The 26,452-nt window shown below is 59.8% G+C and carries 19 protein-coding genes and 2 rRNA genes (1 of these 21 only partly in view); 8 read left to right on the forward strand and 13 right to left on the reverse strand.

Going from position 1 to position 26,452, the window contains the following annotated elements:
• Positions 1-29 precede the first annotated feature (29 nt).
• Positions 30-3,836, reverse strand: coding sequence for a putative Ig domain-containing protein (locus ACFOW7_RS08285; protein ID WP_378163023.1), 3,807 nt, complete (start codon positions 3,834-3,836; stop codon positions 30-32).
• 507 nt (positions 3,837-4,343) lie between these two features.
• Between ACFOW7_RS08285 and ACFOW7_RS08290 the strand changes: the two genes are divergently transcribed.
• Positions 4,344-5,159 (forward strand): substrate-binding periplasmic protein, encoded by an 816-nt coding sequence (locus tag ACFOW7_RS08290; RefSeq protein ID WP_378163027.1) that lies wholly within the window; start codon positions 4,344-4,346, stop codon positions 5,157-5,159.
• Between the two features lie 56 nt (positions 5,160-5,215).
• Here ACFOW7_RS08290 and ACFOW7_RS08295 read toward each other — a convergent pair whose 3' ends face one another.
• Together ACFOW7_RS08295 and ACFOW7_RS08300 are read right to left on the reverse strand one after the other, a co-directional pair.
• Entirely contained in the window at positions 5,216-5,872 is a 657-nt protein-coding gene (locus ACFOW7_RS08295; RefSeq protein ID WP_378163029.1) for a glutathione S-transferase family protein, read from the reverse strand.
• Between the two features lie 24 nt (positions 5,873-5,896).
• The gene (locus tag ACFOW7_RS08300) at positions 5,897-6,592 is read right to left on the reverse strand and encodes an SAM-dependent methyltransferase (protein WP_378163031.1); all 696 of its coding nucleotides are present in this window, start codon (positions 6,590-6,592) and stop codon (positions 5,897-5,899) included.
• Between the two features lie 324 nt (positions 6,593-6,916).
• Between ACFOW7_RS08300 and ACFOW7_RS08305 the strand changes: the two genes are divergently transcribed.
• Together ACFOW7_RS08305 and ACFOW7_RS08310 are read left to right on the forward strand one after the other, a co-directional pair.
• A complete protein-coding gene (locus ACFOW7_RS08305) occupies positions 6,917-7,675 on the forward strand; it encodes an XRE family transcriptional regulator (RefSeq protein WP_378163033.1) in 759 nt (252 codons plus the stop codon).
• A 690-nt stretch (positions 7,676-8,365) separates the two neighbouring features.
• Entirely contained in the window at positions 8,366-8,665 is a 300-nt protein-coding gene (locus ACFOW7_RS08310) for a hypothetical protein (protein WP_378163034.1), read from the forward strand.
• Positions 8,666-8,769: 104 nt separating this feature from the next.
• Here ACFOW7_RS08310 and ACFOW7_RS08315 read toward each other — a convergent pair whose 3' ends face one another.
• Positions 8,770-10,224 carry an aminotransferase-like domain-containing protein gene (locus ACFOW7_RS08315; protein ID WP_378163036.1) on the reverse strand — a complete coding sequence of 485 codons (1,455 nt, stop codon included), beginning with the start codon at positions 10,222-10,224 and terminating at the stop codon, positions 8,770-8,772.
• Here ACFOW7_RS08315 and ACFOW7_RS08320 point away from each other — a divergent pair.
• Positions 10,223-10,375, forward strand: a complete 153-nt coding sequence (locus ACFOW7_RS08320) for a hypothetical protein (RefSeq protein WP_378163038.1) — start codon at positions 10,223-10,225, stop codon at positions 10,373-10,375. The two genes, ACFOW7_RS08315 and ACFOW7_RS08320, sit on opposite strands and share 2 nt — an antisense overlap.
• Positions 10,376-10,440: 65 nt before the next feature.
• Entirely contained in the window at positions 10,441-10,710 is a 270-nt protein-coding gene (locus tag ACFOW7_RS08325) for a DUF2917 domain-containing protein (RefSeq protein ID WP_378163040.1), read from the forward strand.
• Positions 10,711-11,199: 489 nt separating this feature from the next.
• Here ACFOW7_RS08325 and ACFOW7_RS08330 read toward each other — a convergent pair whose 3' ends face one another.
• Positions 11,200-12,450, reverse strand: coding sequence for a pyridoxal phosphate-dependent aminotransferase (locus ACFOW7_RS08330; RefSeq protein WP_378163043.1), 1,251 nt, complete (start codon positions 12,448-12,450; stop codon positions 11,200-11,202).
• A gap of 137 nt (positions 12,451-12,587) precedes the next feature.
• The gene (locus tag ACFOW7_RS08335; protein WP_378163045.1) at positions 12,588-13,334 is read right to left on the reverse strand and encodes an SDR family oxidoreductase; all 747 of its coding nucleotides are present in this window, start codon (positions 13,332-13,334) and stop codon (positions 12,588-12,590) included.
• Positions 13,335-14,034: 700 nt separating this feature from the next.
• Between ACFOW7_RS08335 and ACFOW7_RS08340 the strand changes: the two genes are divergently transcribed.
• Together ACFOW7_RS08340 and ACFOW7_RS08345 are read left to right on the forward strand one after the other, a co-directional pair.
• Positions 14,035-15,378: a cache domain-containing protein gene (locus tag ACFOW7_RS08340; protein ID WP_378163047.1), complete on the forward strand. Its 1,344-nt coding sequence runs from the start codon at positions 14,035-14,037 to the stop codon at positions 15,376-15,378.
• A gap of 3 nt (positions 15,379-15,381) precedes the next feature.
• Complete coding sequence (locus ACFOW7_RS08345) at positions 15,382-16,029, forward strand: response regulator transcription factor (RefSeq protein WP_378163049.1); 648 nt, start codon at positions 15,382-15,384, stop codon at positions 16,027-16,029.
• A 151-nt stretch (positions 16,030-16,180) separates the two neighbouring features.
• Here the strand turns inward: ACFOW7_RS08345 and ACFOW7_RS08350 are convergent, their stop codons facing one another.
• The 5 genes from ACFOW7_RS08350 to ACFOW7_RS08370 all read right to left on the reverse strand — a co-directional run bounded on the left by ACFOW7_RS08350 (position 16,181) and on the right by ACFOW7_RS08370 (position 22,366).
• Complete coding sequence (locus ACFOW7_RS08350; protein ID WP_378163051.1) at positions 16,181-16,441, reverse strand: hypothetical protein; 261 nt, start codon at positions 16,439-16,441, stop codon at positions 16,181-16,183.
• Between the two features lie 250 nt (positions 16,442-16,691).
• Entirely contained in the window at positions 16,692-17,414 is a 723-nt protein-coding gene (locus ACFOW7_RS08355) for a hypothetical protein (RefSeq protein WP_378163053.1), read from the reverse strand.
• Positions 17,415-17,525: 111 nt separating this feature from the next.
• Positions 17,526-19,097 carry a SpoVR family protein gene (locus tag ACFOW7_RS08360; RefSeq protein WP_378163055.1) on the reverse strand — a complete coding sequence of 524 codons (1,572 nt, stop codon included), beginning with the start codon at positions 19,095-19,097 and terminating at the stop codon, positions 17,526-17,528.
• On the reverse strand, positions 19,094-20,365 hold the full coding sequence (locus tag ACFOW7_RS08365) for a YeaH/YhbH family protein (RefSeq protein ID WP_378163057.1): 1,272 nt from the start codon (positions 20,363-20,365) through the stop codon (positions 19,094-19,096). Before ACFOW7_RS08365 ends, ACFOW7_RS08360 begins: the two co-directional genes overlap by 4 nt.
• A gap of 78 nt (positions 20,366-20,443) precedes the next feature.
• The gene (locus ACFOW7_RS08370) at positions 20,444-22,366 is read right to left on the reverse strand and encodes a PrkA family serine protein kinase (protein ID WP_378163059.1); all 1,923 of its coding nucleotides are present in this window, start codon (positions 22,364-22,366) and stop codon (positions 20,444-20,446) included.
• A gap of 278 nt (positions 22,367-22,644) precedes the next feature.
• Here ACFOW7_RS08370 and ACFOW7_RS08375 point away from each other — a divergent pair, with 278 nt between their 5' ends.
• On the forward strand, positions 22,645-23,235 hold the full coding sequence (locus ACFOW7_RS08375) for a LexA family protein (RefSeq protein WP_378163061.1): 591 nt from the start codon (positions 22,645-22,647) through the stop codon (positions 23,233-23,235).
• 84 nt (positions 23,236-23,319) lie between these two features.
• Here the strand turns inward: ACFOW7_RS08375 and rrf are convergent.
• Positions 23,320-23,432: ribosomal RNA gene (rrf, locus tag ACFOW7_RS08380) — 5S ribosomal RNA — on the reverse strand.
• A gap of 136 nt (positions 23,433-23,568) precedes the next feature.
• Positions 23,569-26,452: ribosomal RNA gene (locus ACFOW7_RS08385) — 23S ribosomal RNA — on the reverse strand; it runs 1 nt beyond the window's last position.

Consider the following 26,452-nt stretch of genomic DNA (forward strand, 5'->3'; position numbering starts at 1 on the left):
TCTGCTGGGCCGGCAGGGGAGAAAGCGGCTTAGCGCAACTTGAAACCTTGGCTATGGCCGTCGAAGTAGTTGACGTAGTGGGTGTCGCCTTCCTGCCAGGTGTCAGCGCCAGCGCGCTCAGCAGGGGTAGCGATCAGACGGTAGTCGGGTTGCAGCAGCAGACGGCGGCCGTTGACGCTGGCAGTCAGACTGCCATCGGCGTTATGGGTGAGGCCCGCTGCCGCATCCTGAGTGCGGATCAGGCTTTCCACCCGTTTCCAGTCGGCAAAGGCCGGCCACAACGTCTGGGCGCGGCCATCGCTGACGATGCGCACCAGACCTTCGGCATTGCGCTCCATGCCCTGACCCGAAGCCGGCAGCACGGTCCAGTCGGGGCGCAGTGCCCAGCTTTCCTGTTCCAGCTTGACGATCAGGGTGCCGTTGTCGAGGCGCTTCACTTCGCTGCCCGGCACACCGGCCAGCAGCTTGTCGAGCTGATGGGCCACCGGTACCAGCCGAGTCACCACGCCATCGGTGCTCAGCTCCACACTGCCGTCGGCCTGGAGCTTTACGCCGTTCTGGCGCAGCGGATCGACCGGCAGCATGCCAACCGGCTGGGTTTGCAGGCTGGAACCGTTCCCAAGGCCGAATTCCACCCGACCGTCCGGATTCTGCTGCGGAGCCTGCAATTGCAAGCCGAGACTCTGCTCGAACAGCGGCGCGAAGCGCTCCATCAGTTGGGCGCCGCCCAGACGTACCAGCGGCTCATTGACTCGGGCAGTGGTCAAGCCATCCTTCGACGACTCGACCGCCGCGGCGCTGCCGATCCGGTGATTGCTGAGTCCGGCTTCCGGCGACCAATCGATCGCTTCGCCGGCAAGCAGCCGTTGATCCGCCGGGCCACCGGCGATAGGCAGTCGGACCGAACTGGCACGGGCGCTGATATGGAGCAGCCCAGCCTTGGCTGCAGCGACTTCGAACACCGTCGCCCGGCCGTCGCCAACCAGAACGTGATCGCCTGCCAGCAGCATCGGCTGCGCTGCCGTGGCGCTCTCGATCCGCACCTTGCCGCGCAGCACACTGGCGGCAAAACGGCTCTCGCCATTGACCAGCACCGCGACCAGTTTCACTTCGGCATCGGCTTCGAGCGGCGTCAGCAACAGTTGCTGACCGCCCGCTTCCACCACCATCGCAGCCTGACCGGCAGCGGAATAACCGAGCGTCAGCGTTTCGCCATTGAGCGCTTGCAGGCTGTCGGCCTGCCAACGCATCCCGGCTTGCCAGCGGCCGAGCGGCTTACCGGCCACCTTGAACGGTGCCGCCTCGGCAAAACTGCCCGGTGCTCCTTGTCCCCCCTGGATCACCTTCAACTTGCCGTCATAGGTGGCTTGACCGGCACGGTTGGTGGCGGTCACCTGAATGTCCACGCCCTTCGGGTCGGTCAGCTCGGTTGGCGTTCCATAGATCACGCCGCTCTCATCAAAGATCAGCCCTTTGGGCAAAGTGCCCTTGAGCGCATATCTCGGTGCCGGTGAGCCTCCGGCATGCAAAGTGAAGACATAGCGCTCATTGGTACGGGCAGCCGGGATCACCAGCGGGTCGCCATTGGTCGCCCGGCTAAATGTTGGCGCCACATCGGCCAAGGGACTGACGTTGAGGCTGAAGCTCGCACTGACTTCGCCTTGGGCATTCTTGGCTTTGAGGGTGAATTGGTAGTTGCCGGCAGCCGAGAGCTGGCCGCTCAGGGTGCCGTCGGGCGCCAGGGTAAGCCCTGCCGGCAGATTGCCTTGTGCCAGCGTCACCGTGGCAGCAGGCTGCGCTGCCAGCGCCACCTTGGCTTGATAGGGCAGTCCAGCCATTGCACCCGGCAGGCTGGTGCCAAGGAAGACCGGTGCGCTCAGCGTACCCGGCTGCCACTGGGCATTGGGCTGGCTGATACGCAGCACCTTGATATTGCTTTCGCTATCGAGCTCGTAGTCGATGCGGTTGCCGGCACTGTCCACCACCGCCACCAGCCGCTCGGCCGCGTCGTACTCATAGCGCTGCCAGGTCTGGTCGGGGAAGGTGGTCCGCAGCAGCTTTTCCATCCCGTCGTATTCGTAGGTCCAGCTCAGATTGCCGACCCGGCGCTCGCGCACCCGGTTGCGCACGTCGTAGACCAGGCGGGTGCTGACCCCATCGGGCGTATCGATACGCCGGGCAAAACCCGAGGCATTATGCTCGGCAAACACCGTTACCTTCTGCTGCGGGTCGGTCATCTGAAGCAGATTGCCGGCGGCGTCGTACTTATAGGTAGTGGCCAGACCAGCCGGATCGACCGACTTGGTCATCAGGCCATTGCTGTCCCATTCCCAGCGCCAGACCAGCGTTTTGCCGGCAGCGGTGACCTTGCGCTCCTTGAGGTTGCCCAGGGTGTCGTAGTCGAGTTCGGTGACCCGGTCAGGTTCGATGATCTGCTTGGGCTGGTTCCATTGCGGATGCCAGACCGTCTTGGTCTCGCGTGCGAGTGCGGTGCCGGCGGCTTCGATTTCCGAGGTCAGCAGATGACGTTGCGGGTCGTAGGCGTATTCGGTACGCACGGGCTGGCCATTGACCTTTTCCGGCCCTACCTTGACCTTGAGCAGGCCATTGGCGTGGTACTCGAAGCGGGTCACGCTGCCATCGCGGTCGATCAGCTCAGTCGGCAATGCCAAGCCGTTGATCACGCTGACCTTGCGTTGCTGGGTACGGCCCAGCGAATCGGTATTGCTGCTGTTGCCGCTGCCTTCATACTTCATCACGGTCTTTTCCACGCCACCGCTGAGCTGACTGCTCAGCGCGCGGCGCGGCCGATTGGGCGTCATGTCGTAATCGAACTGGGCAATCGAGCGGAATTCGCTATTGAGCTGCTCCTTGATCAGATACCAGTCCTGCTCGCCCTTGCCATAGAGATAGCGACGGGTGCTGCCGTCGGGGAACAGGGTGCGGTCATAGCGATAGGTCTGTTCGGAATATTTCCCACCGGACAGATACGGCCCCGTGCTGATCAAGAATTGATATTCGTCGCCTTTGCCATCGGCCTGTTCTTCGTCCTTGGCAAGATTGGCCGGTCCCCACATTTTTTGCAGACCGGTGATCTGCGAACGGAAACGCAGTTTCCGTCCGAAATTGTCGGTGATCCGAATCAGGCGCTGTACGCCATCGACCGTCTCGTATTTAAGGCTTTCCGAACGACCGCCCCGATATTTGATCTGTTCCAACCGACCATTGGCCGCAAAGATATCGACCGTGTCGTCATCGTCGGTAAAGCGCCAACCGCCGCCGGCCGACTCCAGCTTCAGCATCGGCAGCGCTGGGCAGCGCCAAGGCGCAGTGGCACTGTCGCGCACAAATTCGATCACCTGTCCGTCGCCGCGCACCACCAGCACTTTCTTGTCCGAGACGTCCACCACCTTGCGGTGGTAGTTGTGACGCCAGCCGAAACCGAAGCCGGCGTCGGTCTCCTGAGTCATGCTGTTATAGAAGCGGTTGAATTGCAGCGTGCCGTGCACCGTGCCGCCGAACACCTGCTCGGCCAGAAACTTATTGCCGGTGGCGTAGTTGATCGGGTGGGAACTCAGGCTCTCGCACAGGTTGAACAGCACTCGCGCAGCCGGGCAGCTACCCAGGTTGGGCTGCGAGGTCAGCTTTCGGTGAGCATCGTTATCGCTGCAATAGGTGGGCATCGGTACCGGAATATCGATGGTCGACGGGATCACCTCGCCGGTGGTGGTCCACTCGATGCACATCGCAGCCGATGCAGGCGTAGCCATGAATAGGAGACCCGCCTGGCATAACAGGGCAGCCAGCGGGGTGAGTTTGGTGCGCAAAGAAACCATGCAAACCTCGACATGAAGAAAAAACCTGCCCACGTCGGCAGCAGCAAACCCGGCTCGATGGCTCGATCCGGACGCGACAAGGCAGACGAGGGCCGCTATCCGGCGCAATGCGGATAGGGCGGAATAAAGGGAACCGGGAAATACGGTGCGGAATCAGCCGTTTAGCCGGGCCGGCAGGCCCTACGGCACGATGCGGCGCCGCGGTGGCGGCGACTCGCTACAAGGAGGCGACACGATGGCGCCAGGGCGCCAGGACAGAGGAGGTTTTATGCTGATTCATATCCAAATACATATTATTTGATGCTAAGGGCCAGCGATTATAGAGAGACGCCCAGCATGCTCAACCCTTTTTTTGTAAGTTTCACGCAAGATTTATGGCACGTGCGTGCAACACATTGAGCGCAAATAAAATATTATGACATAGGGATTTCCCTAGGCCCCTGCCGGCCCAGCACCCCTTGAGGCACTGACTTATATTGCCTGTAGTCCCCCCGGAAATCGTGCTTGATGTTCTCCATCCTAGCCCTGCCCCTGTTGCTGATCGCTTTGCCTCCCAGGCCTGGCTGGCCACCGGGCAGCCCATTGCTGGCGTGCGACGATATCAACCAGTGGCCGCCTTATACCTACCGCGACAATGGCGCGCTGATCGGCTATTCGGTCGATGTGCTGCAACAGATCGCCCATGCGCAGCAGTGGAGGGTCCAGATCGATCTGCTGCCGTGGGAGCGCTGTCTTAATGCCGTGCGCGCCGGTCAGTACCACCTGGCGCTCAATGCATCCGACAACCAGCAACGGCGCCGTCATTACCTGATGACCCGACCCTACTATTTCACCCACAGCGTCTATTTCTATTCGCGCCGTCACCACAGCGAACTCGATATCCACCAGCTCGCCGACCTGCGCCGCTACCGGCTGTGCGGCCTGTTCGGCTACAACTACGAGCCTTACGGCCTGAGCACGCACGACCTCGACCTTGGCACCACCCGCTTTCCACAGTTGATCGCCAAGCTCCATCTGGGCCGCTGCGATCTGTTCGTGGAAAAACGCGAAATCATCGTGGGCTTTAGCCTGACCGATCCGGAAATGAACGCCCTGCTGCGCGACCCGCAGCTACAGCAACGCCCTCTGCCCGGTGTTGCGCCGACCGGGTTTCACATGCTGATCTCGCGTCGCATTCAGGCGGCCGAGACATTGCATGCGATCCTGGAACAGGGATTGGACGATATGGCGCGTCGCGGCAGACTGACGCGGCTGTTGCGGCGCTATGGCGTGGAGAATCAGCCCATTCCGGAAGGGATGGACAGGAAACAGCAACAAAGATAAAAAATCAGGAAAAGTCTTTGCAAGACAAGGAGACTGTATTAAACAAAAATTAATATTTAATACAGACTGATATCCATGGCGGCCTGACTGCTGTCACCCCCGCGATCTCCCACCCATTCCATCGGCACAAAGGCCGGCTGTGCCCGGACCCGTTCCAGCCAGGCTTGAATGGCCGGATAAGCCGCCATTGCAAACCCACCCTCCTCGGCCACCTGCGTATAGGCGAACAGGGCAATATCGGCCAGGGTATAGCTCTCGGCCACCAGAAAACGCCGGCTGCTCAAATGGCGCTCCATGATGGCCAATGCCTCGTGGCCGCGCTCATGGAGGCGCGGCAGTTCGGCACGGCGTGGATGGTTTTCCGGCAGAAAACGACAAATAAAACGCGCCACGGCGACATAAGGCTCATGGCTGTATTGCTCGAAAAACATCCATTGCAATACTTGGGCACGCAACCAGCGATCATCGGGAAACAGCGGCGTGCCATCAGCCACATAACACAGGATGGCATTCGATTCGGCCAGCAGACGGTCTGTGTCGATCTCCAGCAACGGCACTTTGCCTTGCGGATTGAGCGCCAGGAATTCGGGCCGCCGGGTGTCGCCGGCCAATACATCGACCTCGATCCAGCGATAAATGGCGCATAACTGCTCCAGCGCCAGCCGGACCTTATAGCAGTTACCCGACAAGGACATGCCATAGACCTTATACATCGCACCTCCCAATAGACATCCGCCTCAGATGCGCCGCAACCAGCGCCCTTCCAGCATAAAGGAACGGAAGAAAGGCTGTCCGGCATCAAAGCCTGCTTCGTTCAGCAAAACGCCGGCCCGGACCGGGGCAAGGGGATAGACGTGATTGGCCAGATGGTAGAAATCCAGCGCCACCGCCTCAGGCCGCCGACTCGCCAATTGCTGACTGCGCCAGGCGGCAAATAAAACGGCCTGCTGGGCCGGATCGTCACAGGCCGCCAGATCGGCCAGCAAACACGATGCCCCGCTGGGCAACAGGCTGGCCAAGCGGGCAAGATAAGCCGACTTGGCACCGTCGTCGGGCAGGAAATGCAGCACCAGCAAGGACACGGCGGCATCGAATGGCCCGGTCAGCGCGGCGCTGCCCAGATCGGCCTCGACCAGCTCGATACGTGCTTCCAGCCCTGCCGCCACGATTTTCTCGCGCGCCGCCTCGTTCATCGGCGCAGCAGGTTCCACCCCCACCAGCTGCCAGGTCGGATCGAGCGCGGCATAACGCAGCAACTCCTCCCCGGTGCCGCTGCCCACCACCAGCACCCTGGCGCCGGCCGGCAGACATTGCGCCAGCAGAAACGCCGTCGTCTCGTGCAATACCTCATAACCCGGCATCAGCTTACGGATCTTGCGGTCATACGCGGCGGCATGCGCCGCGTCATAACGGACGCCCTGCGGGTCGGTCATGGCAATCAACTCGGCGGTAAATTCGATTTGCCGATCATAACGGGACTGCCCCAGCCACGTAACCAGCACAGCAGCAGACAGGCCAAACCTCCAGTGATGATTCGGATTGCAGAGATGGCGAAATCGGGGCCGCTGTAGCGGGCCGGACCGGTCGGCGGATGGTCGGCGTGAACAAAGAGAAATGACTATGACGGGAGAAAGGGAAAAACTTGATTGAGGTCGGGTTTTTTGCCGATTCATTTATGCATAAAATATGGATAATCAGCAGACGAAAATCCCTTTCCGCCCTTTATCGAAGATCGAACCTGGGCGTATCATGCCGCCATGAATGCCGTTAACCGCAACCTATCCAAATTGATGATGCAACACCGCATGACGCAAGCCGAACTCGAAGCAGCGTCAGGCGTGCCGCAGTCGACCATTAGCCGCATCCTGTCCGGACGCACCCCCAACCCCAAACTCGAAACCCTGCAAGCGCTGGCCCGCGCCCTCAATGTCTCGGTCGCCACCCTGGCCAGCGAAGCACCCACCCCGCCGCCGACCCGCACCCGCCCTGGCGCCGAAGTCGTGTCGGAGATGGAGCCGGGCAATATCGCCACCCAACCGCGCCCCATCGTCGCCTGGGACCATGAAGACCCGGTCCACGACGACGAGGTCGAAGTGCCGCGTCTGGCACTCAAGCTCTCGGCCGGTCACGGCCGCCTGCAATGGGAAATCGACGCCGAAGGCACGCCCAACCGCTTCCGGCTCGCCTGGTGTCAGCGCAATGGACTGAAGGCCGAGAAGCTGGTCACGGTGGTGGTGGAAGGCGATTCGATGTTGCCGACCATTCCGCCCGACGCGGTGGTCACCCTCAATACCGAAGCCACCTCGATCCGCAACGGCCGTATCCATGCGATCGATTACCTGGGCGAGTTCTTTATCAAGCGCCTGTTCAAGGAGCCCGACGGCTCGATCCGCATCGTTTCCGACCATCCCGACAAGTCGCGCTACCGCGATATCGTGGTCCGCCCGGAACATGCCGAATCGCTGCGTATCCTTGGCCTGCCGGTCAATATGAGCGTCAATATGATAGGCATGTGATCGCCTGTCGCCGCCCAGGGCGGGCCTGAACCAGGGCCCGCTCTCGCCTCAAAATCTGCGCCGCACCTTCTCCAGTCTTCTCGCTGTTCAGCCTATTTCCTGCAAGTTTTCAGCATCTCACGCAAAAAAATCCTACAAAAACGCAAAAAAGACTGGCATGCATATGCATTAATGCATATAATGTCTGTGTGTCGCGATGCAGTGCTCTCCCCCGCATCCGACACCCCACCCAGGAGGAGGAACCTTTACCCGCGCATCATCCCGCGCTCACAGACGGGACGAGCCCAAAGCCCCTGGCGTGATAGCAGCAAGCCAAGCCATTCCCCGCCGCTTCTCCCCTTGTGCGGCGGGGAAGCGCAAGGACGACCGACACCGTCCTGGCTTGATGGTGGAATCCCTGTAAATAAGCTGAGGAATCATTGCGACATCAAAGAGGAATCGCTGGGAATGCAGTGATCGGCGTAGCGCAGAAAAGTAGTACATTTGATTTATTTTTTATTCTAAGCAACACAGTATCTAGCGAATATATTTCCTGATATTTTCATATCTTGATACTGATGCCCGGGCGTCTCCGGGGCTTGCACCAGGTCGCGGCCGGCGCCCGCCGCGACAGCTTTGGGACGCGGCCGCTGGGCAGAGCGGCCGCGTCCGGACAGTGGTATTCCAGCGATACGCCAAAAAGGAAAAACAATGCCAAAGCGATTGTCAGCCCTGTTCTTGCCACTCGCCCTGCTGTTGTGCACGCTCAGCCAAGCCGCCGAGCCACAAGTGGCCAATGGGCCGGTGCCAGGCAGCCCGACCAAACCCGGCAAACCGCCCTATGACCCTGTGCCCACGCCGGACAAGGACCCGACCCCGCCTGAGCCGCCCGATGAAACCACCCCCGGCTCCGGCATGCCCACCGGTCGCGGCCCACGGGCTAGCTGCTCGCCGATTCTGCAATTGCTCGGACTGGGCCCGGTGACTTGCCCGTCCAAATCTATCCGCTGATACGCCCCCCACGCCTCGGAGGGCAGCCCTGCGCCACCAGCGTGGGGCGCTGCAACGGTGGCCAGCCGAAGCCACCGACCAGCTGCCCTCTTCCTGCTCTTTCCCTAACGCCCCAGCGGTATAGCGCTGCGGGTGCGGCGCGGCGGCCGATCGAGCTGCCGCGCAGCCAACTCTCCCAGGCGCGCCAGCGCCGTTTCCATTTCCGCCGACCACGGCTCGCCGCAGCATAGCCGCAGATAGTTGTGGTAGGCATCGCGAGCCGTGAACAGACGCCCCGGTGCAAAGGTGATGTCTTCCTCGATCGCCTGCTCCAGCAATAGCGAGGTATCGCAGCCCGCCGGCAGCTCGACCCAGCACAGATAGCCACCACGCGCCTCGGTCCAGCGCGTGCCTTCAGGAAAATAACTGGCCAGCGCCTCGGCCGTATGGGCCAGCTGCTCGGTACAGAACCGCCGCAGACGGCGCATATGCAGGTCGTAGCTGCCACACTCGAGAAAGCGGGCCAGTGTGGCCTGCATCAATGCCGGGGTCGAGAAGGTATTGATGTACTTGAGGATTTCCACCCTAGACTGATAACGCCCCGGGGCAATCCAGCCCACCCGCATCCCGGGTGCCGCGAGCTTGGTATAGCTGGCGCAGTAGAGCACATTGCCCCAGCGGTCGAACGCCTTGGCCGGACGAGGCCGTTCGCGTCCGGCATGAAATTCGCCGTAAATATCGTCTTCGATCAAGGGCACGCCACGCTGTGCCAGCAGCTCCACCAGCTTTTGCTTGCTGGCGTCAGGCATCAGGCTGCCGGTCGGATTGCTGAAATTCGGCATCAATACACAGGCTGCTACGCCACCATCACGGGTGGCCAGATCCAGCGCCGCCAACGACACCCCTTCACCTGGGTCGCTCGGGATTTCCAATGCCTGCAAGCCCATCGCCTCGAACAACTGCAGCAGGCCGAAATAGGTCGGCGATTCGACCGCCACCACATCGCCAGCCTGGGTGACGGCCCGCAGCGCCAGATTGAGCGCTTCGATGCCGCCCGCCGTCACCACGATATCGTCGGGGCCGAGCTGGCCGCCCCAGTCCATCGAACGGCGGGCAATCTGACGCCGCAGCGCCGGCAGGCCGGTCGGGCCGCCGTATTCGGACAAGATGGTGGGCTGGCGCTTGATTACTTCATTGATCTGCTTTTGCAGCAGTGCATTGGGAAACAGCTCGGGCGACAGCACCGCATAACCGAAACTGCGCCGCTCGGAACGCTTGAGCAGTTGCAGATGCTCCCACAGGCGCCGGTTGACCGTGACGGCGGCCGGCTCGATCGGCAAGGGAGGATGGGCCGGTTGCTGGCGCAAGCGCACGAAAAAGCCCGATTGCGGGCGCGCTTCCACCAGACCGCGGTCTTCGAGCTGGCGGAAGGCTTCGGTAACGGTGGAAAGACTTAAACCACGCCGGTCGCGCAATTCACGCAGGCTGGGCAGCTTGTCGCCAGGACGCAGGCTGCCGGCAGCGATCAGGGCGGCGATCTCGTCGGCAAGGGCAGCATAGAGCGGAGGATCGGCTTTCATGGGCAGCAGTAGCTCGGACAAGCGTCAGCTTGAAGGAATCGATCATCTTGCGCTGCAACATGCGTTCGGCAAAGTGACAGTTGCCGGCCAAAACGACCAGGACAGTTGCAGTACAGCCAATACTGTCACGGTCAATTCAATGACAGTCTGAGTCTGCCGCGCCGGACAGGTGCGGCGTAAGGTAGTCACTGTTCAAGACCAAGCCAGGAGGCCATCATGCAGATCGCTCAAACACTGCCACAAGACAGGCTACTCGCCATCGATATGCCTAAAGGCGGCAAATTGCGGGTCAGCGAAGGATGTGTCTGGTTCACCGTCGATGGCGAAGACGTGGTATTGACCGCCGGACAACGCTTTCAAGCACAACAGGCCGAATCCTGGCTGTTGCAGGCGCTCAGCGACAGCCGGGTGGAAATCGCCCTGCCGCAGGAAGCGCCCAAGCACTGGTGGAGCACCTGGATCGATCGGCTGCCTTCGCTAGGCTGATGAGATCTGAAGCGAGGTGGTAGGGGCGGGTAAGCGGGACCGATTCCCTTGGCAGTCCGGGTCGGGTCCGGACGCTGAGCCAGCACCACTACGCAACATCAACGCTCATCAAGATCGGCGTCAACAATCCAGAAATCACCAGGGGCGTCAGCCGTAACACGGCACAACGCCCCCTCGTCTCCGCCCGCTGTCAGCTTGCCGCTGGACGCAAGGGCCAGTCACGACCCATGACCTCATCCAGCCTCGTTTCGCAGCCAACGCATTGCCGTTCGGATCGGCCTGAGCCTGTCACGTGGGGTCCGGACGCTCCGATGCCGAGCCTTGTAGAGCTGCGCTGATACCACTTCTGGCTTCCAGCACGCTGGTGGACAGTCCGGACACCGGCACAGCATTTCCCCTAGCCAAGCCTCCCGATTTCCCTGGCCTCGACAGCGCAATCGTGTCTCCAGCCAGGCGCACAGCAGTTCCTCATCAATGCGGGCCGCCTACTCAGGCCGCCCGCTCCCATGGACCATGCCAGCGTTGCGACCGGATACTGCGCAAGCGATCGAGCGCCGCCTCGAATACCTGCTGACTTCCGCACAGCGCCAGACGCAGCGAGGCCGCGCCCCGCTCGCCGTAGACCGCGCCCGGCAAGGTTGCCACGCCCCGGCTTTCCTGCAGATAGCGCGCCACTGCCTCGCCGATGCTGTATCCCGGCGTGCGGTAGCTTGCCGGCATCGAGCGATAGAGCCGCGAGACCTCAGGGAACAGAAACATTCCACCGAGCGGCTGGCGGGGCCATTGGAAGCCCAACTCCTCGGTCAGGGTCTGGCGGGCGATCCAGGCCCGTTCGGCCATCATGCCGGCCATATCGTCCAGCCAGGAATCGTGCCGCCGATCGAGCAGTCGGATGGCGATGCGCTGGTACTGCGGATTGACGCCGAGATAGAGATAGTCATGCGCCTTGGCCGCCTGCTCGATCAAGGCAGCCGGCGCCGCCAGCCAGCCGACCCGCAGGCCCGGCAGGCCGAATTTCTTCGACAGGCTATTGACCAGCACGGCATTGGGCGCCAGCGCAGGCTCAAGCGCCGCCGGCCGATGCGGACGCTCGAAGGCCATGGTGTCGTAGCGTTCATCGTGGATCACCCAACAACGCCGCGCCGCCGCTTCGTGTCCGAGCACCGTCCAGTCGGTGGCACTCGCCACATAACCGGTCGGATTTTCCGGCGAATTGACGATCAGCGCCCGTACGCCGTCGGGCAGCGCCGCCGCAGCGGCAAACTCGTCGCCACCCAGCGAGCGGGCAATCCGCTCACCCCGCCGTCCCAGTACCTCGACTGCCTGGGCATAGCGCGCCAGGGCCGGATCGCTCAGCGCCACCCGGTCGCCCGCTTCGGTGGTGGCCAGCACGGCCAGGGTCATGGCCTCGATGCCACCGTGCGTCACCAGAATTTCCCGCTCCGGATCGACGGCCAGCCCATAACGACGTGCATACCAGTCGGCGATGGCCTGACGCAGCGCCGGGTTGCCCCGGCTGTCTTCCTGCCGTTTGGCACCGTCAAGAAAAGCGGCCAGCGACAGATCTTCCCGTTCGATGCCATCAAGGCAGGCATCAGGCGGACCGAAGGCCGGCTCGCACACGCTGAGGTTGAGCAGGGCCGGATCATTGCTGGCAGCCAGCGAAATGGCCTTGGCCTGGTAACGATCCATCGACTGGAGCCGGGCATTGAGCGGCGGCGGAAAAGCCGGAGTTTGCATCTGGATTTCCTCGGTAGATTTTCTTATGGAAGAAGGCGCTGCCAGGCCGCACCGGTTGTCGGCACGATTCGGCAGACGCAGCCACTGCGGCGCAACGCCGTCAGCAGGACGGCAGAACAGGGAAAGATGGGGGCGCCTCAGCGACCGCCCGCGACGTCGATAAAACTGCCTGTCACATAGGAAGCCTGGGGAGACAGCAGCCACAACACCGCTTCCGCCACTTCCGCAGGCTGGCCGCCGCGCTGCATCGGCAAGGACGGTGCCATACGCACCACCCGCTGCGGTTCGCCCCCCAGGGCATGGATATCGGTAAAGATGAAACCCGGTCGCACCGCATTGACCCGGATGCCCTCGGCCGCCACCTCGCGGGCCAAGCCGAGGGTGAAGGTATCGATGGCCCCCTTGGTGGCGGCGTAGTCGACGTACTCGCCGGCAGCCCCGAGTTTGGCGGCAACCGATGACAGATTGACGATGGCGCCGCCGCGACCGCCATGGACAGTGGACAAGCGGCGTACCGCCTCACGGGCACACAGAAACGCCCCAATCACATTGACGTCGAACAGCCGGCGCAAGCGCTCGGTGTCGATCTGCTCGACCCGGCACTGGGTTGCCAGGATCGCCGCGTTATTGACCAGCGCCGTCAACGGTCCCAGGCGGGCAGCGGCCTCCGCAAACAGGCGTTCCACCTCATCCTCGCGCGACACATCGGCCGCCACCGCAATGGCCTCGGTGCCCGCGGCGGTCAGCTCGCGCCGCAGCGACTCTGCCGCCTCACGGTCACGCAGATAGTTGATACAGACCCGATAGCCCCGCTGCGCTGCCAGTCTGGCGGTGGCCGCACCAATGCCTCGGCCACCGCCGGTAATGATCACCACATCATCCATAGGCTGCCTCCGGGGTCCAGATCGAGAGAAGCCGGCACGGTTCCGGCAGGGAAACCCCCTCGCTTTTCCGACCGTCCGTCGAGGTGGAAAAGGAGGGGGTGTATGAAAAATATAAATCTTCTATATGAATCGCCACTAATCTAGCGGCATATTTGCAGAATATTTTAATTTATTAGCCTATGCACCACGTTGCGGCGTGGTGGGTGGCAGGACGGATTCCGGGCCGTCCTGCCTGGGGCAGGCACCGGGTCCGGGGCGGCTCACGCCGCCGCAAAACCCGGTACCGCAGGAAACCGCTTCAGCACCATGAGCTGGCGCTGACGTCCACACCAAGCACCAGCGGGGAGACAGGAACAGCAATACAACTGACGGATAGACAATGGAAACGGCCGGATCGGCCCGTCGAGCGCTCGACCGGCAATGGTCGATGGATAGGCAAAATCATGCTTTTCCTCCCCTGCACTTTTATCCGGCGGCATTGGCCGGACGCATTTTTTTCCGCCCAAATTGGAGCACACTGGCACTCGGGGTCGGGCAGTCGATATAGCCGCTACTATTCTCCTTGTCGCGCTTTGTTAGAATTCGCAGTTCTACCGGCAGCCGCTCGGTAGAACTACTTAGGGCCGTTTTTCAGGCTTACCTCGTGCTGGCGCAGTCTGTTGTTTTCCTACCGATCAACCGTTGTGCGACCACCCCATCCATGAAATTCAAATACAAAATTGTCGCCCTGACCGTCCTGCCACTGCTGTGTGCGGTGCTGGTGATCGGCTTGCTGGTGCACTATCAGGCGCAGCGGATGGTCGAGCAGCAAGCGGCGCTGATCGAAGAAGACTTTCTCGCCGCCAAACGGATAGAACTCGCCCATTACGTCGAGATGGCCAACAGCCTGATCGAGCCCCTCTATCGCCAGCGCAACGACGAGGAGGCCAAGCGTCAGGTCAAGGCGATCCTGCAGGCGCTCGACTATGGCGACGACGGCTATTTCTTTGTCTATGACCTGACCGGGCGCAATCTGGTCCACCCACGCCAGCCTGAGCTGGTGGGCCGCAATCTGTGGAATCTGACCGACGCTCAGGGCCGTTATGTCATCCGCTCGCTATTGGACGCGGCCCGGCGTGGTGAAGGCTACCGGCGCTACAGCTGGCGCAAGCCCTCCACCCGCCAGGTCGCGGAAAAGCTCAGCTATGTGGTGCTGATACCGGGCTGGGACTGGATGATCGGCACCGGCCTCTATCTCGACGATATCGACCGCGCCACCGCCCAGGCGCGTGAGCGGGCAGCGGCTAATGTGCGCGCCACCTTATGGGGACTGGCGGCGGTGGCGCTGGTAGCGGTCCTGCTGGTGTGTGCGGCGGGCTTTGCCCTCAATGTCAGCGAGTCGCGGCTCGCCGATGGCCGGCTCAAGGTGATGGCGCAACGGATCGTCAGCCTGCAGGAGGCCGAACGAGCCCGAGTCTCGCGCGAATTGCACGATGGGATTTCGCAATTGCTGGTCTCGGTCAAGTTCCAGTTCGAGCTGGCCCAGCATCGGCTCGAACAGGGCCATCCGGGCGCCGCAGCCGATCTGGCCAAGGGACTGGCGGGACTCTCTGATGCCATCGGCGAAGTACGCCGGATCTCACACGATCTGCGCCCCTCCGTCCTCGACAGCTTCGGCCTGCCGATCGCGCTGGCTCAGCTCGCCGACGAATTCTCGCGTCGTACCGGCATGCCGGTGGAACTGTCCGATACCCTGGGCGAGCAGACGGTGCCGGACACCCTGGCCGTGGCGCTGTTTCGCATCGCCCAGGAAGCCCTGACCAATATCGAGCGCCATGCCAGCGCCAACTCGGTCCGGATCGAACTGACCCATGCCGACCGCATCGTGACGCTGGCGCTGTGCGACGACGGTCGCGGCTTCAACCCGTCGCAATTGCGTACCAGCGGTGGCATCGGGCTGCGCAATATCCGCGAGCGAATCGAGCACCTGGGTGGCCGGGTCGATCTCTGCTCATTGCCGGGCGCCACCCGGCTTGCCGTCAGTGTTCCTCTTTCCGAAGGCTAAGCCATGTCCCTGACTCCCCCCTCCGCCAAGTCTGCCATCCGCCTGGCGCTGGTCGACGATCATCCGCTGGTGCGCGACGGCCTGCGCGCCCGCCTCGAAGCCGTGCCCGATTTCCAGGTCGTCGGCGAGGCCGGCAGCGGTGCCGAGGCCCTGGCGCTGGCAGAAACGGTGCAACCCGATCTGATGCTGGTCGACGTAGGCATGAAGGATATGAGCGGCATCCAGCTCACTTCGCTGTTGCATGGCCGCCATCCGACGCTACGGGTGTTGATACTGAGCATGTATGACCATCCCGAATACGTCACCAGTGCCGCCCGGTCCGGGGCGCGCGGCTATGTACTCAAGGATGCCGGTTCGCAGGAAATCATCGCCGCCATCAAGGCGGTCGCAGCAGGCGGCAATTACTACAGCGCGGCGGTAGTCCAGGCCGCCCTGGCCCCGGCGGCCCCGGCCGAGGCCGCCCTGACGGAACGGGAGCGCGAAGTACTGATCCTGTTGGCACAAGGGCTCTCCAACAAGGCTGCCGCCCGCCAGTTGGGCATCAGCGTGCGCACCGCGGAAACCCATCGGCTGAGCCTGCGTCGCAAGCTCGGCATCGAGAGCACCACCGGACTGGTGCGCTTTGCGCTCGAAAGAGGATGGATAGGCTGAAACGGCATCAGGGCGAGGACGGTTCAATGTCCTGGAGCATGTCTCACAGTGCCTCTTCGCTTAACTCGGCGTCGAGGTTGAGTCTGCTTGAGTGCGACGCGCCCACACTTTGCAGTCAGGACACGCCGACTCCGAGTTGCCTCAATATGGCCTAATCGCCAAAACAGAAACGCACCCCAACCAAGCCCAGCAACAACAGATAGGTATCGAGCACAATGCCCGGCCGGCTGAAAAACCAGCCGTTGACCACCGCCATGATCCAGGGCATCAGGATCAGGTTGGCAAGCTGTAAAACCAGGGTCTCCAGCCAGAGATGCGGAAAATAGTGCAGGCTGAAACAGCCAAGCAGCAAACCTGTCAGCAAGGCCAGAAAGGGCGTGCCACGCGGCCCCCGCGCCCCGGCATCGGGCAACTTACACGCTCCGTCCAATAACGCCTCAAGGAGCAACTCACACGCTCCCTCCAACAGCGTTCTTGGTCTGGCCAGGAGTGGAGGATGGAGAGTAGCGACAGTGTGCTGGGGCCAACAGAGAGCACGATTAAAATTTCAGGAAAATTGTTTGCTAGATAGCTAGCCTTACACAAATAAAAATAAACATATCTTCTTTTAGGTCATCTTATATGGCTGTCCGCGGGCCTCCTCCGACACAGCACGAACACCGCTACTTCAACAGCGCCAACAGATCAGCCAATACGACCTTTTTGCCGATCTTATGGCCCAGCTCATCCAACTCGGCCAGCACATGGGCCAGCTCGTCGGCACTGGGTTTAAGCGGACGCAGCCCTCGGGCCAGTGCTGGCAGGACATGCTGACGCATATACCGTCTACCGCTGGTGAGGTAATGCCAGCTCACCACAGCCGCGCCCAGCACCATAAAGACGACGACAGGGACAGCGGGTAGCAGCATCGGGCCGATCAGGCACAGCACCAGCGCGGCTGCCAGGGCCAGGCCGGTGTGATAGTCGAGCTTGAAGGCGGAGAAATGACGTTCCACCTTTTCCGACAGGCACAGCAGGACATTGCGGATCAGGCCATGCCGCTCGGCGGGTGGAAACGCGAACGGGTCGTACTCGATACGGCGGACCAGCTCGAGCTGGTCATGGTGGACATGGTCAAGATTGGGAAAAGTCTCGGCCTGCAGTACGTCCAGCTCGGCGGGCCGCTCGGCCAACGCGCGATAGCGGCCCGGATCGGTCTGAAAGGCGGTCGTGCAATTCAGGCAGATCCGTTCATGCCCGGCCAGGCGACCCTGGCCGACGCCGTAGTGCGTAGGACCGATCCGGTCGATGGCAAACACCTGGGCCCCATGGCATATCGGGCAGAAATCGGCCGCGTAGCCGATCCGGCTGGCTTGGCGCTCCCTGCCACTTCCCAACAAGCGCATTGCAGGTGCCTTTCACTTTTTATTCAAAACAAAAAGAAAACTGCGCCATCTCTGGCGCAGTGTTTACCTGTTAATCTAAAAAACCGACACGCTACGGCTTGCGCCGCCCGTCTACATGCCGTGGCGTTTTTCCAGCTTGCATTCATAGGTCAGAATCACCCGCCCCTGCATATCGACCGACTCAAGTCGCACCGAAAAGCCCCACAACCTCGCGACATGCTTGAGCACTTCATGGACCGTATTGCCCAAGGGCCGGCGCTGGTGCTGGAAATGGCGCAGCGTCAGCGAACGGTCGCCCCGGGTGTTGACGTCCCAGATCTGGATATTGGGCTCGCGATAGCTCAGGTTGTACTGGTCGGACAGCCGCTGGCGCAGATAACGATAGCCGGCATCGTCGTGGATCGCCGCGATCTCCAGCTTGGCCTCATGGTCGTCGTCGAGTACCGAGAACAGCTTGAAATCACGGATCACCTTGGGCGACAGATACTGGGCGATAAAGCTCTCATCCTTGAAATTGCGCATGGCGAAGTCGAGTGTCTTGCGCCAGTCGGCGCCGGCAATATCCGGAAACCACAGCCGGTCTTCCTCGGTCGGGTCTTCGCAGATGCGTCGCAGATCGCAATAGATCGCGAAACCCAGGGCATAGGGGTTGATGCCCGAATACCAGCGACTGGTGACCGGCGGCTGGTACACCACATTGGTGTGGGAATGGAGGAATTCCATGATAAAGCCGTCAGTCACCAACCCTTCGTCGTACATCCGATTCAGGATGGTGTAGTGCCAGAAGGTGGCCCAGCCCTCATTCATCACCTGGGTCTGCCGCTGCGGATAGAAATACTGCGCAATCTTGCGCACGATCCGGATCAGCTCGCGCTGCCACGGTTCGAGCAGCGGGGCGAACTTCTCGATGAAATACAGCAGGTTCTCCTGCGGCTCTTCGGGGAAACGGCGGGTGGTGGCTTTTTCCTCGGCCTCCTGGCGACGCGGCAGGGTCCGCCACAGCTCATTGACCAGAGATTGCTGGTAGTTCTCGCGCTCGAGCTGGCGCTGCTTTTCCTGTTCCAGCGACAGCTTGGGCGGGCGTTTATAGCGGTCCACCCCGTAGTTCATCAGCGCATGACAGGAATCGAGCAGCTCCTCGACCGCATCGACGCCATGACGCTCCTCGCACTGGGCGATATAGGTACGGGCAAAGACCAGGTAGTCAACGATGGCCGAGGCATCGGTCCAAGCGCGGAATAGATAGTTGCCTTTGAAAAAGGAGTTGTGGCCGAACGCCGCATGGGCAATCACCAACGCCTGCATGGTCATGGAGTTTTCCTCCATGAGATAGGCGATACAAGGGTTGGAATTGATCACGATTTCATAGGCAAGCCCCATCTGGCCACGCTTATAGCCCTTTTCGGTATGGAGGAAATGCTTACCGTAGCTCCAGTGGTGGTACATCACCGGCATGCCGACCGAAGCGTAGGCATCCATCATCTGCTCGGCGGTAATCACTTCGAGCTGGTTGGGGTAGACATCGAGGCCGTATTCCTTGACGGCGATGCGTTCGATCTCCTTGTAATACTTGTCGATCAGTTCGAAGTTCCACTCGGACCCGACGGAGAGCGGCTTGCGCCGCCGCGACCGACGTTTGCCCGACCCGGCGGAAGAAGGGGACAGAACGGTATCGGTAGTCATGTATGCAAGCTCGTCTTCTTGAACAGGTCGCGAAAGACCGGGTAGATATCAGCCGGAGTCTGGATCTTGCGCATCGCAAACTGCGAATGGCTGGCGGCGACCTGTTCGTATTCCAGCCACAGATTTTGCGGCTCGCCTTCGGTGATCTCGATATAGGCGTAGTACTGCACCAGGGGCATGATGTCGCGCTGCAAGATTTCGCGACAGATGGCCGAATCGCTGTCCCAGTTGTCGCCGTCGGAGGCCTGGGCGATGTAGATATTCCAGTCCACCGTGGGAAAACGCTGGTCGATGATCTGCTTGACCAGCTTCAGCGCCGACGACACCACGGTGCCGCCCGTATCGCGGGCATGGAAGAAATCGTGTTCGTTGACTTCGGCCGCCTGGGTATGGTGGCGCACGAACACCACCTCGATCTTCTCGTAGGCCCGGGTCAGGAATAGATAGAGCAGGATAAAGAAACGTTTGGCAGTGTCCTTTTTCTGTTCGTCCATCGACCCCGACACATCCATCACGCAGAACATCACGGCCTGAGTATGCGGCTTAGGCTGTTTGACCCGATTGCTGTAACGCAGATCGAACGGATCGATAAAAGGAATGCCCAGGATACGAGTCTTGAGCGAGCGGATTTCTTCGCGCAGGGCGATAACGGCCGGGTCGTCCTCATCGTGGGTTTCCAGCAGCACATCGAGTTCTTCGCGTGCCTCGTTCAACCTGGCCATCGGTCCCGACGACAAGGCGATACGCCGGCCAAGCGCGCCCTTGAGCGAGCGCACCACATCGATATTGGAAGGCGTGCCATCGGCGGTAAAGCCCGCCCGCACATTCTTGAACGCCTGGGTGGCGGTCAGTTGGGTCTTGATCAGATTGGGCAGCTCGAGATCATCGAAGAAGAAATTGAGAAATTCTTCGCGGCTCAGCTCGAAAGCGAAATCATCCTCGCCTTCGCCTTCATTGGATGCCTTGCCGCTGCCACTGCCACCACCGCCGCCATCGGGGCGGTCGATCTTGTCTCCCTTGAGATATTCCTTATTGCCCGGGTGGACGGTTTCCCATACCCCACCGCGAGCATGCCCGAATACCGGTTCGGATACATCCTTGACCGGAATCGAGACCTTCTCCCCGCTATCGATATCGGTAATCGAGCGGCCCTTGACTGCCCGCGCAACCGCTTGCTTGATCTGGCCTTTGAAACGGCGCAGGAAACGCTCGCGGTTGATGGCGGACTTGTTCTTGCCGTTGGGACGGCGATCGATGATATGCGTCATGCTCAGCCTCGTGAAAAGCACCCGGCGACCGGAACACGACGCGCGCAGAAGCGCGCGCCTTCCCTTTTCACCTCAGGCTCAGGACGACTTGCGCACGCGCAGATACCAATCGCACAACAACCGCACCTGTTTGGCGGTATAGCCCTTGGCCACCATACGATTGACGAAGTCCTCGTGTTTTCTGGCGTCCTCGGCACTGGCTTTGGCGTTGAACGACACCACCGGCAAGAGTTCCTCGGTATTGGAGAACATCTTCTTCTCGATCACCGTGCGCAGCTTCTCGTAGCTGGTCCAGTGCGGATTCTTGCCGGCATTCTGAGCCCGGGCCCGCAGCACGAAATTGACGATCTCGTTGCGGAAGTCCTTGGGGTTGGAGATGCCGGCCGGCTTCTCGATCTTTTCCAACTCGTTATTGAGCGCATTGCGATCAAAACTCTCGCCGGTATCGGGATCCCGGTACTCCTGATCCTGGATCCAGAAGTCGGCAAAGGTCACATAGCGGTCGAAGATATTCTGACCGTATTCGGAATAGCTCTCGAGATAGGCAGTCTGGATTTCCTTACCGATAAACTCGACATAGCGGCTGGCCAGGTATTCCTTGATATAGGAAAGATATTTCTGCTCCAGCTCGGGGGCGAACTGTTCCCGTTCGATCTGCTGCTCCAGCACATAGAGCAGATGGACCGGGTTGGCCGCCACTTCGGAGTGATCGAAGTTAAATACCTTGGACAGAATCTTGAAGGCCCAGCGGGTCGAGAGGCCCAGCATCCCTTCGTCAACGCCGGCGAAATCGCGGTATTCCTGGATCGATTTGGCTTTGGGGTCGGTGTCTTTGAGATTCTCGCCGTCGTAGACCTGCATCTTGGAATAGATGCTGGAATTCTCCGGCTCTTTGAGTCGCGACAGGGTGGAGAATTGCGCCATCATCTTGAGGGTACCCGGAGCGCACGGCGCTTCTGCAAGTGAAGAATTACGGATCAGCTTTTCGTAAATCTTGACCTCTTCCGATACCCGCAGGCAGTAAGGCACTTTGACGATATAGATACGGTCGAGGAAGGCTTCGTTGTTCTTGTTGTTCTTGAATTGCTTCCATTCCGATTCATTCGAGTGGGCAAGCACGATACCGTCGAACGGAATGGCGCCAAAACCCTCGGTACCCTTGAAATTGCCTTCCTGGGTAGCGGTCAGCAGCGGATGCAGCACCTTGATCGGCGCCTTGAACATTTCGACGAATTCAAGCAGACCCTGGTTGGCCAGGCACAGGCCTCCCGAATAGCTGTAGGCATCGGGATCGTCCTGGGCGTATTTTTCCAGCTTGCGGATATCGACCTTACCGGTCAGAGAGGAAATATCCTGGTTATTTTCGTCACCCGGTTCGGTCTTGGAAATGGCGACCTGACGCAATACCGAGGGATAACGCCGTATCACCCGGAATTGGTTGATATCGCCGTTGTATTCCTGTAGCCGTTTGACCGCCCAAGGACTGGGAATGCAGCGTAGGTAACGGCGCGAAATGCCGTATTCCTCTTCGAGAATCGGGCCGTCTTCGTCGTAATTGAACAAGCCGAGCGGAGATTCATTGACCGGGCTGCCTTTGAGGCAATAGAACGGTACATGCTCCATCAATTCCTTGAGTTTCTCGGCGATCGAGGACTTACCGCCCCCTACCGGGCCCAGCAGATAAAGAATCTGTTTCTTTTCTTCGAGCCCCTGCGCTGCATGGCGGAAATAGGCGACTACCTGCTCGATCACCTCTTCCATGCCATAGAACTCGCGGAAAGCTGGATAGAGGCGAATGACTTTGTTAGCGAAGATCCGCGACAGACGCGAATCGGTGCGGGTATCGACCATCTGCGGCTCGCCGATCGCCATCAGCATGCGCTCCGCAGCGGTGGCATAAGCCGCGTGGTTGCGCTTGCACAGCTCCAGATATTCGCGGAGGCTCATTTCCTCTTCGCGGGTTCGATCGTAGCGAGCGCTGAAGTTGGCAAAGATGTCCATTGCGATCCCTTTCCCTCACTTGTACCAAGGAAAGCCACTACTCGGGCTTTGTGTACAGTATTGGCAGCGTCCGGAACGGCAGCTGCCGAGACATGGTGCCGACCTCATCGGGCCCCGTCCTATACAAGGTATAGTGCACATCAGTTGGGTATGCCATCTATGCCATGTTGCAGCGCGATAGGAAGAACCTGAATGAGACCGGGGGAAAAGCGCTTGCGCAGAGAACCTGTGTTCACTACCATCAGTGAACAGATGTTTGCCAGTTTGTGAGTAAAGCGATGACTGACTACGAGAAAGATCTGGAGTACCTCGGCAGACTCCAGGATTACTACGCCGACTACCGCAGCCTGCCTTCTTATGCCCGCCTGGGCCAGTTGGTCGGCTTCGCCAGCAAGGCAGCGGTTTCCAAATTACTGACCCGTCTACAGCTGCAAGGCTATCTCGAGCGGGTGCCTGACGGGCAGTGGATTCCCAGCCGCCGCTTCTTTGAGCGCACCGTCTCAAGCGAACCGATCCCGGCTGGAATGCCGGTGGCAGCACGCGAAGTCGGGCATGACATGTTCGCCATCGACCATTATCTGGTCGATAAGCCCTCGCAAACCATTCTGATTCCGGTCAAAGGCGACTCGATGATCGATGCCGGCATCTACGCCGGCGATATTGCGGTGGTGGAGCGACGATCGGCCGCTGATATCGGCGATATCGTGGTAGCCATCGTCGATGAAGAATTCACGCTGAAGAGACTGGGCCGCGAAGGTACCCAGTTCGTGTTGATGCCAGCGAATCCTGCTTATCCGGTCATCCGACCGCGCGGCGCGCTGGAAATCTACGGAGTAATGGTGGGTCTGATCCGTAAGTTGCGACGTTGAGACTCGAAACGCGGCTTTTTCCCGCGTTTTTCGCAGCACCAAAACAAAAACCCCAGCTCATGGAGCTGGGGTTTTGAGGAGGTAGCCTGGCGGTGCCCTACTTTCACACGGGGATCCGCACTATCATCGGCGCAACGTCGTTTCACGGTCCTGTTCGAGATGGGAAGGCGTGGTACCAACGCGCTAAGGCCGCCAGGCATTAACGATTACGGGCGTCGCCACAAGGCGCCACCCGGTATGGATGCGCTGTGTGGTCACAGCGCACAGAAGAAGTAACCAATAGGTAGGGATGATCGATCGATCGCACCCGACGCACACAGCGTCTTGGGTTATAGGATCAAGCCGCACGGGCAATTAGTATCGGTTAGCTTAACGCATTACTGCGCTTCCACACCCGACCTATCAACGTCCTGGTCTTGAACGACCCTTCAGGGGAATCGAGTTCCCAGGGAAGTCTCATCTTAAGGCAAGTTTCGCGCTTAGATGCTTTCAGCGCTTATCTCTTCCGAACTTAGCTACCCGGCGATACGACTGGCGTCATAACCGGTACACCAGAGGTTCGTCCACTCCGGTCCTCTCGTACTAGGAGCAGCCCCCTTCAAACTTCCAACGCCCACTGCAGATAGGGACCAAACTGTCTCACGACGTTTTAAACCCAGCTCACGTACCACTTTAAATGGCGAACAGCCATACCCTTGGGACCGGCTACAGCCCCAGGATGTGATGAGCCGACATCGAGGTGCCAAACTCCGCCGTCGATGTGAACTCTTGGGCGGAATCAGCCTGTTATCCCCGGAGTACCTTTTATCCGTTGAGCGATGGCCCTTCCATACAGAACCACCGGATCACTATGTCCTGCTTTCGCACCTGCTCGACTTGTCGGTCTCGCAGTTAAGCATCCTTATGCCATTGCACTATCAGTACGATTTCCGACCGTACCTAGGATACCTTCGAACTCCTCCGTTACACTTTGGGAGGAGACCGCCCCAGTCAAACTGCCTACCATGCACGGTCCCCGACCCGGATCACGGGCCTAGGTTAGAACCTCAAACACACCAGGCTGGTATTTCAACGACGGCTCCACGAGAACTAGCGTCCTCGCTTCATAGCCTCCCAGCTATCCTACACAAGTCTGTTCAAAGTCCAATGCAAAGCTACAGTAAAGGTTCACGGGGTCTTTCCGTCTAGCAGCGGGGAGATTGCATCTTCACAAACACTTCAACTTCGCTGAGTCTCGGGAGGAGACAGTGTGGCCATCGTTACGCCATTCGTGCGGGTCGGAACTTACCCGACAAGGAATTTCGCTACCTTAGGACCGTTATAGTTACGGCCGCCGTTTACCGGGGCTTCGATCAAGAGCTTGCACCCCATCACTTAACCTTCCGGCACCGGGCAGGCGTCACACCGTATACGTCCACTTTCGTGTTGGCACAGTGCTGTGTTTTTAATAAACAGTCGCAGCCACCTTTTCACTGCAACCCCATCGGCCTTCGCGCGCAGGCGCTACAACCTACCGGGGCACACCTTCTCCCGAAGTTACGGTGTCAATTTGCCGAGTTCCTTCTCCCGAGTTCTCTCAAGCGCCTTAGAATTCTCATCCTACCCACCTGTGTCGGTTTGCGGTACGGTCTTGTTGCAACTGAAGCTTAGAGGCTTTTCCTGGAAGCAGAGCATCAACCACTTCGTGAGCAAGCTCACTCGTCATCACGCCTCAACTAAGTCTCGCGGATTTGCCTACGAAACACGTCTACACGCTTAAACCGGGACATCCAACACCCGGCTGGCCTAGCTTTCTCCGTCCCCCCATCGCATTACAACAAGGTACGGGAATATTAACCCGTTTCCCATCGACTACGCATTTCTGCCTCGCCTTAGGGGCCGACTCACCCTGCGCCGATGAACGTTGCGCAGGAAACCTTGGGTTTTCGGCGACAGGGACTTTCACCCTGTTTATCGCTACTCATGTCAGCATTCGCACTTCTGATACCTCCAGCGGGGTTCACACCGCCGCCTTCACAGGCTTACAGAACGCTCCTCTACCACCATCTCTTTCGAGATGATCCGCAGCTTCGGTTATCAGTTTGAGCCCCGTTACATCTTCCGCGCAGGACGACTCGACCAGTGAGCTATTACGCTTTCTTTAAATGATGGCTGCTTCTAAGCCAACATCCTGGCTGTCTAGGCCTTCCCACTTCGTTTTCCACTTAACTGATCATTTGGGACCTTAGCTGGCGGTCTGGGTTGTTTCCCTTTTGACACCGGACGTTAGCACCCGATGTCTGTCTCCCATGCTCGCACTTGACGGTATTCAGAGTTTGCCATGGTTTGGTAAGTCGCGATGACCCCCTAGCCATAACAGTGCTTTACCCCCGTCAGTGATACATGAGGCACTACCTAAATAGTTTTCGAGGAGAACCAGCTATTTCCAGATTTGTTTAGCCTTTCACCCCTATCCACAGCTCATCCCCTAGTTTTGCAACACTAGTGGGTTCGGACCTCCAGTGGGTGTTACCCCACCTTCATCCTGGCCATGGATAGATCATCTGGTTTCGGGTCTACGCCCAGCAACTCAACGCCCTATTCGGACTCGGTTTCCCTACGCCTCCCCTATTCGGTTAAGCTCGCTACTGAACGTAAGTCGCTGACCCATTATACAAAAGGTACGCAGTCACCCGTTTCCAGGCTCCCACTGTTTGTATGCATCCGGTTTCAGGTTCTATTTCACTCCCCTCCCGGGGTTCTTTTCGCCTTTCCCTCACGGTACTGGTTCACTATCGGTCGATCATGAGTATTTAGCCTTGGAGGATGGTCCCCCCATCTTCAGACAGGATTTCTCGTGTCCCGCCCTACTTCTCGTACGCTTAGTACCACCGATCGCTTTTCGTATACGGGGCTATCACCCACTATGGCCGGACTTTCCATTCCGTTCTACTAAACGTTCGACTATCACGTACAGGCTACTCCGCGTTCGCTCGCCACTACTAACGGAATCTCGGTTGATTTCTTTTCCTGCAGCTACTTAGATGTTTCAGTTCGCTGCGTTCGCCTCCACTGCCCTATGTATTCAGGCAGGGATACCCTCGCGGGTGGGTTTCCCCATTCGGACATCTCCGGATCACAGCTCTTTTGCCAGCTCCCCGAAGCTTTTCGCAGGCATACACGTCCTTCATCGCCTATGATCGCCAAGGCATCCACCAGATGCACTTAGTCGCTTGAC

This window comes from Chitinimonas lacunae, from assembly GCF_042650885.1.
GTDB classification, from domain to species: domain Bacteria; phylum Pseudomonadota; class Gammaproteobacteria; order Burkholderiales; family Chitinimonadaceae; genus Chitinimonas_A; species Chitinimonas_A lacunae.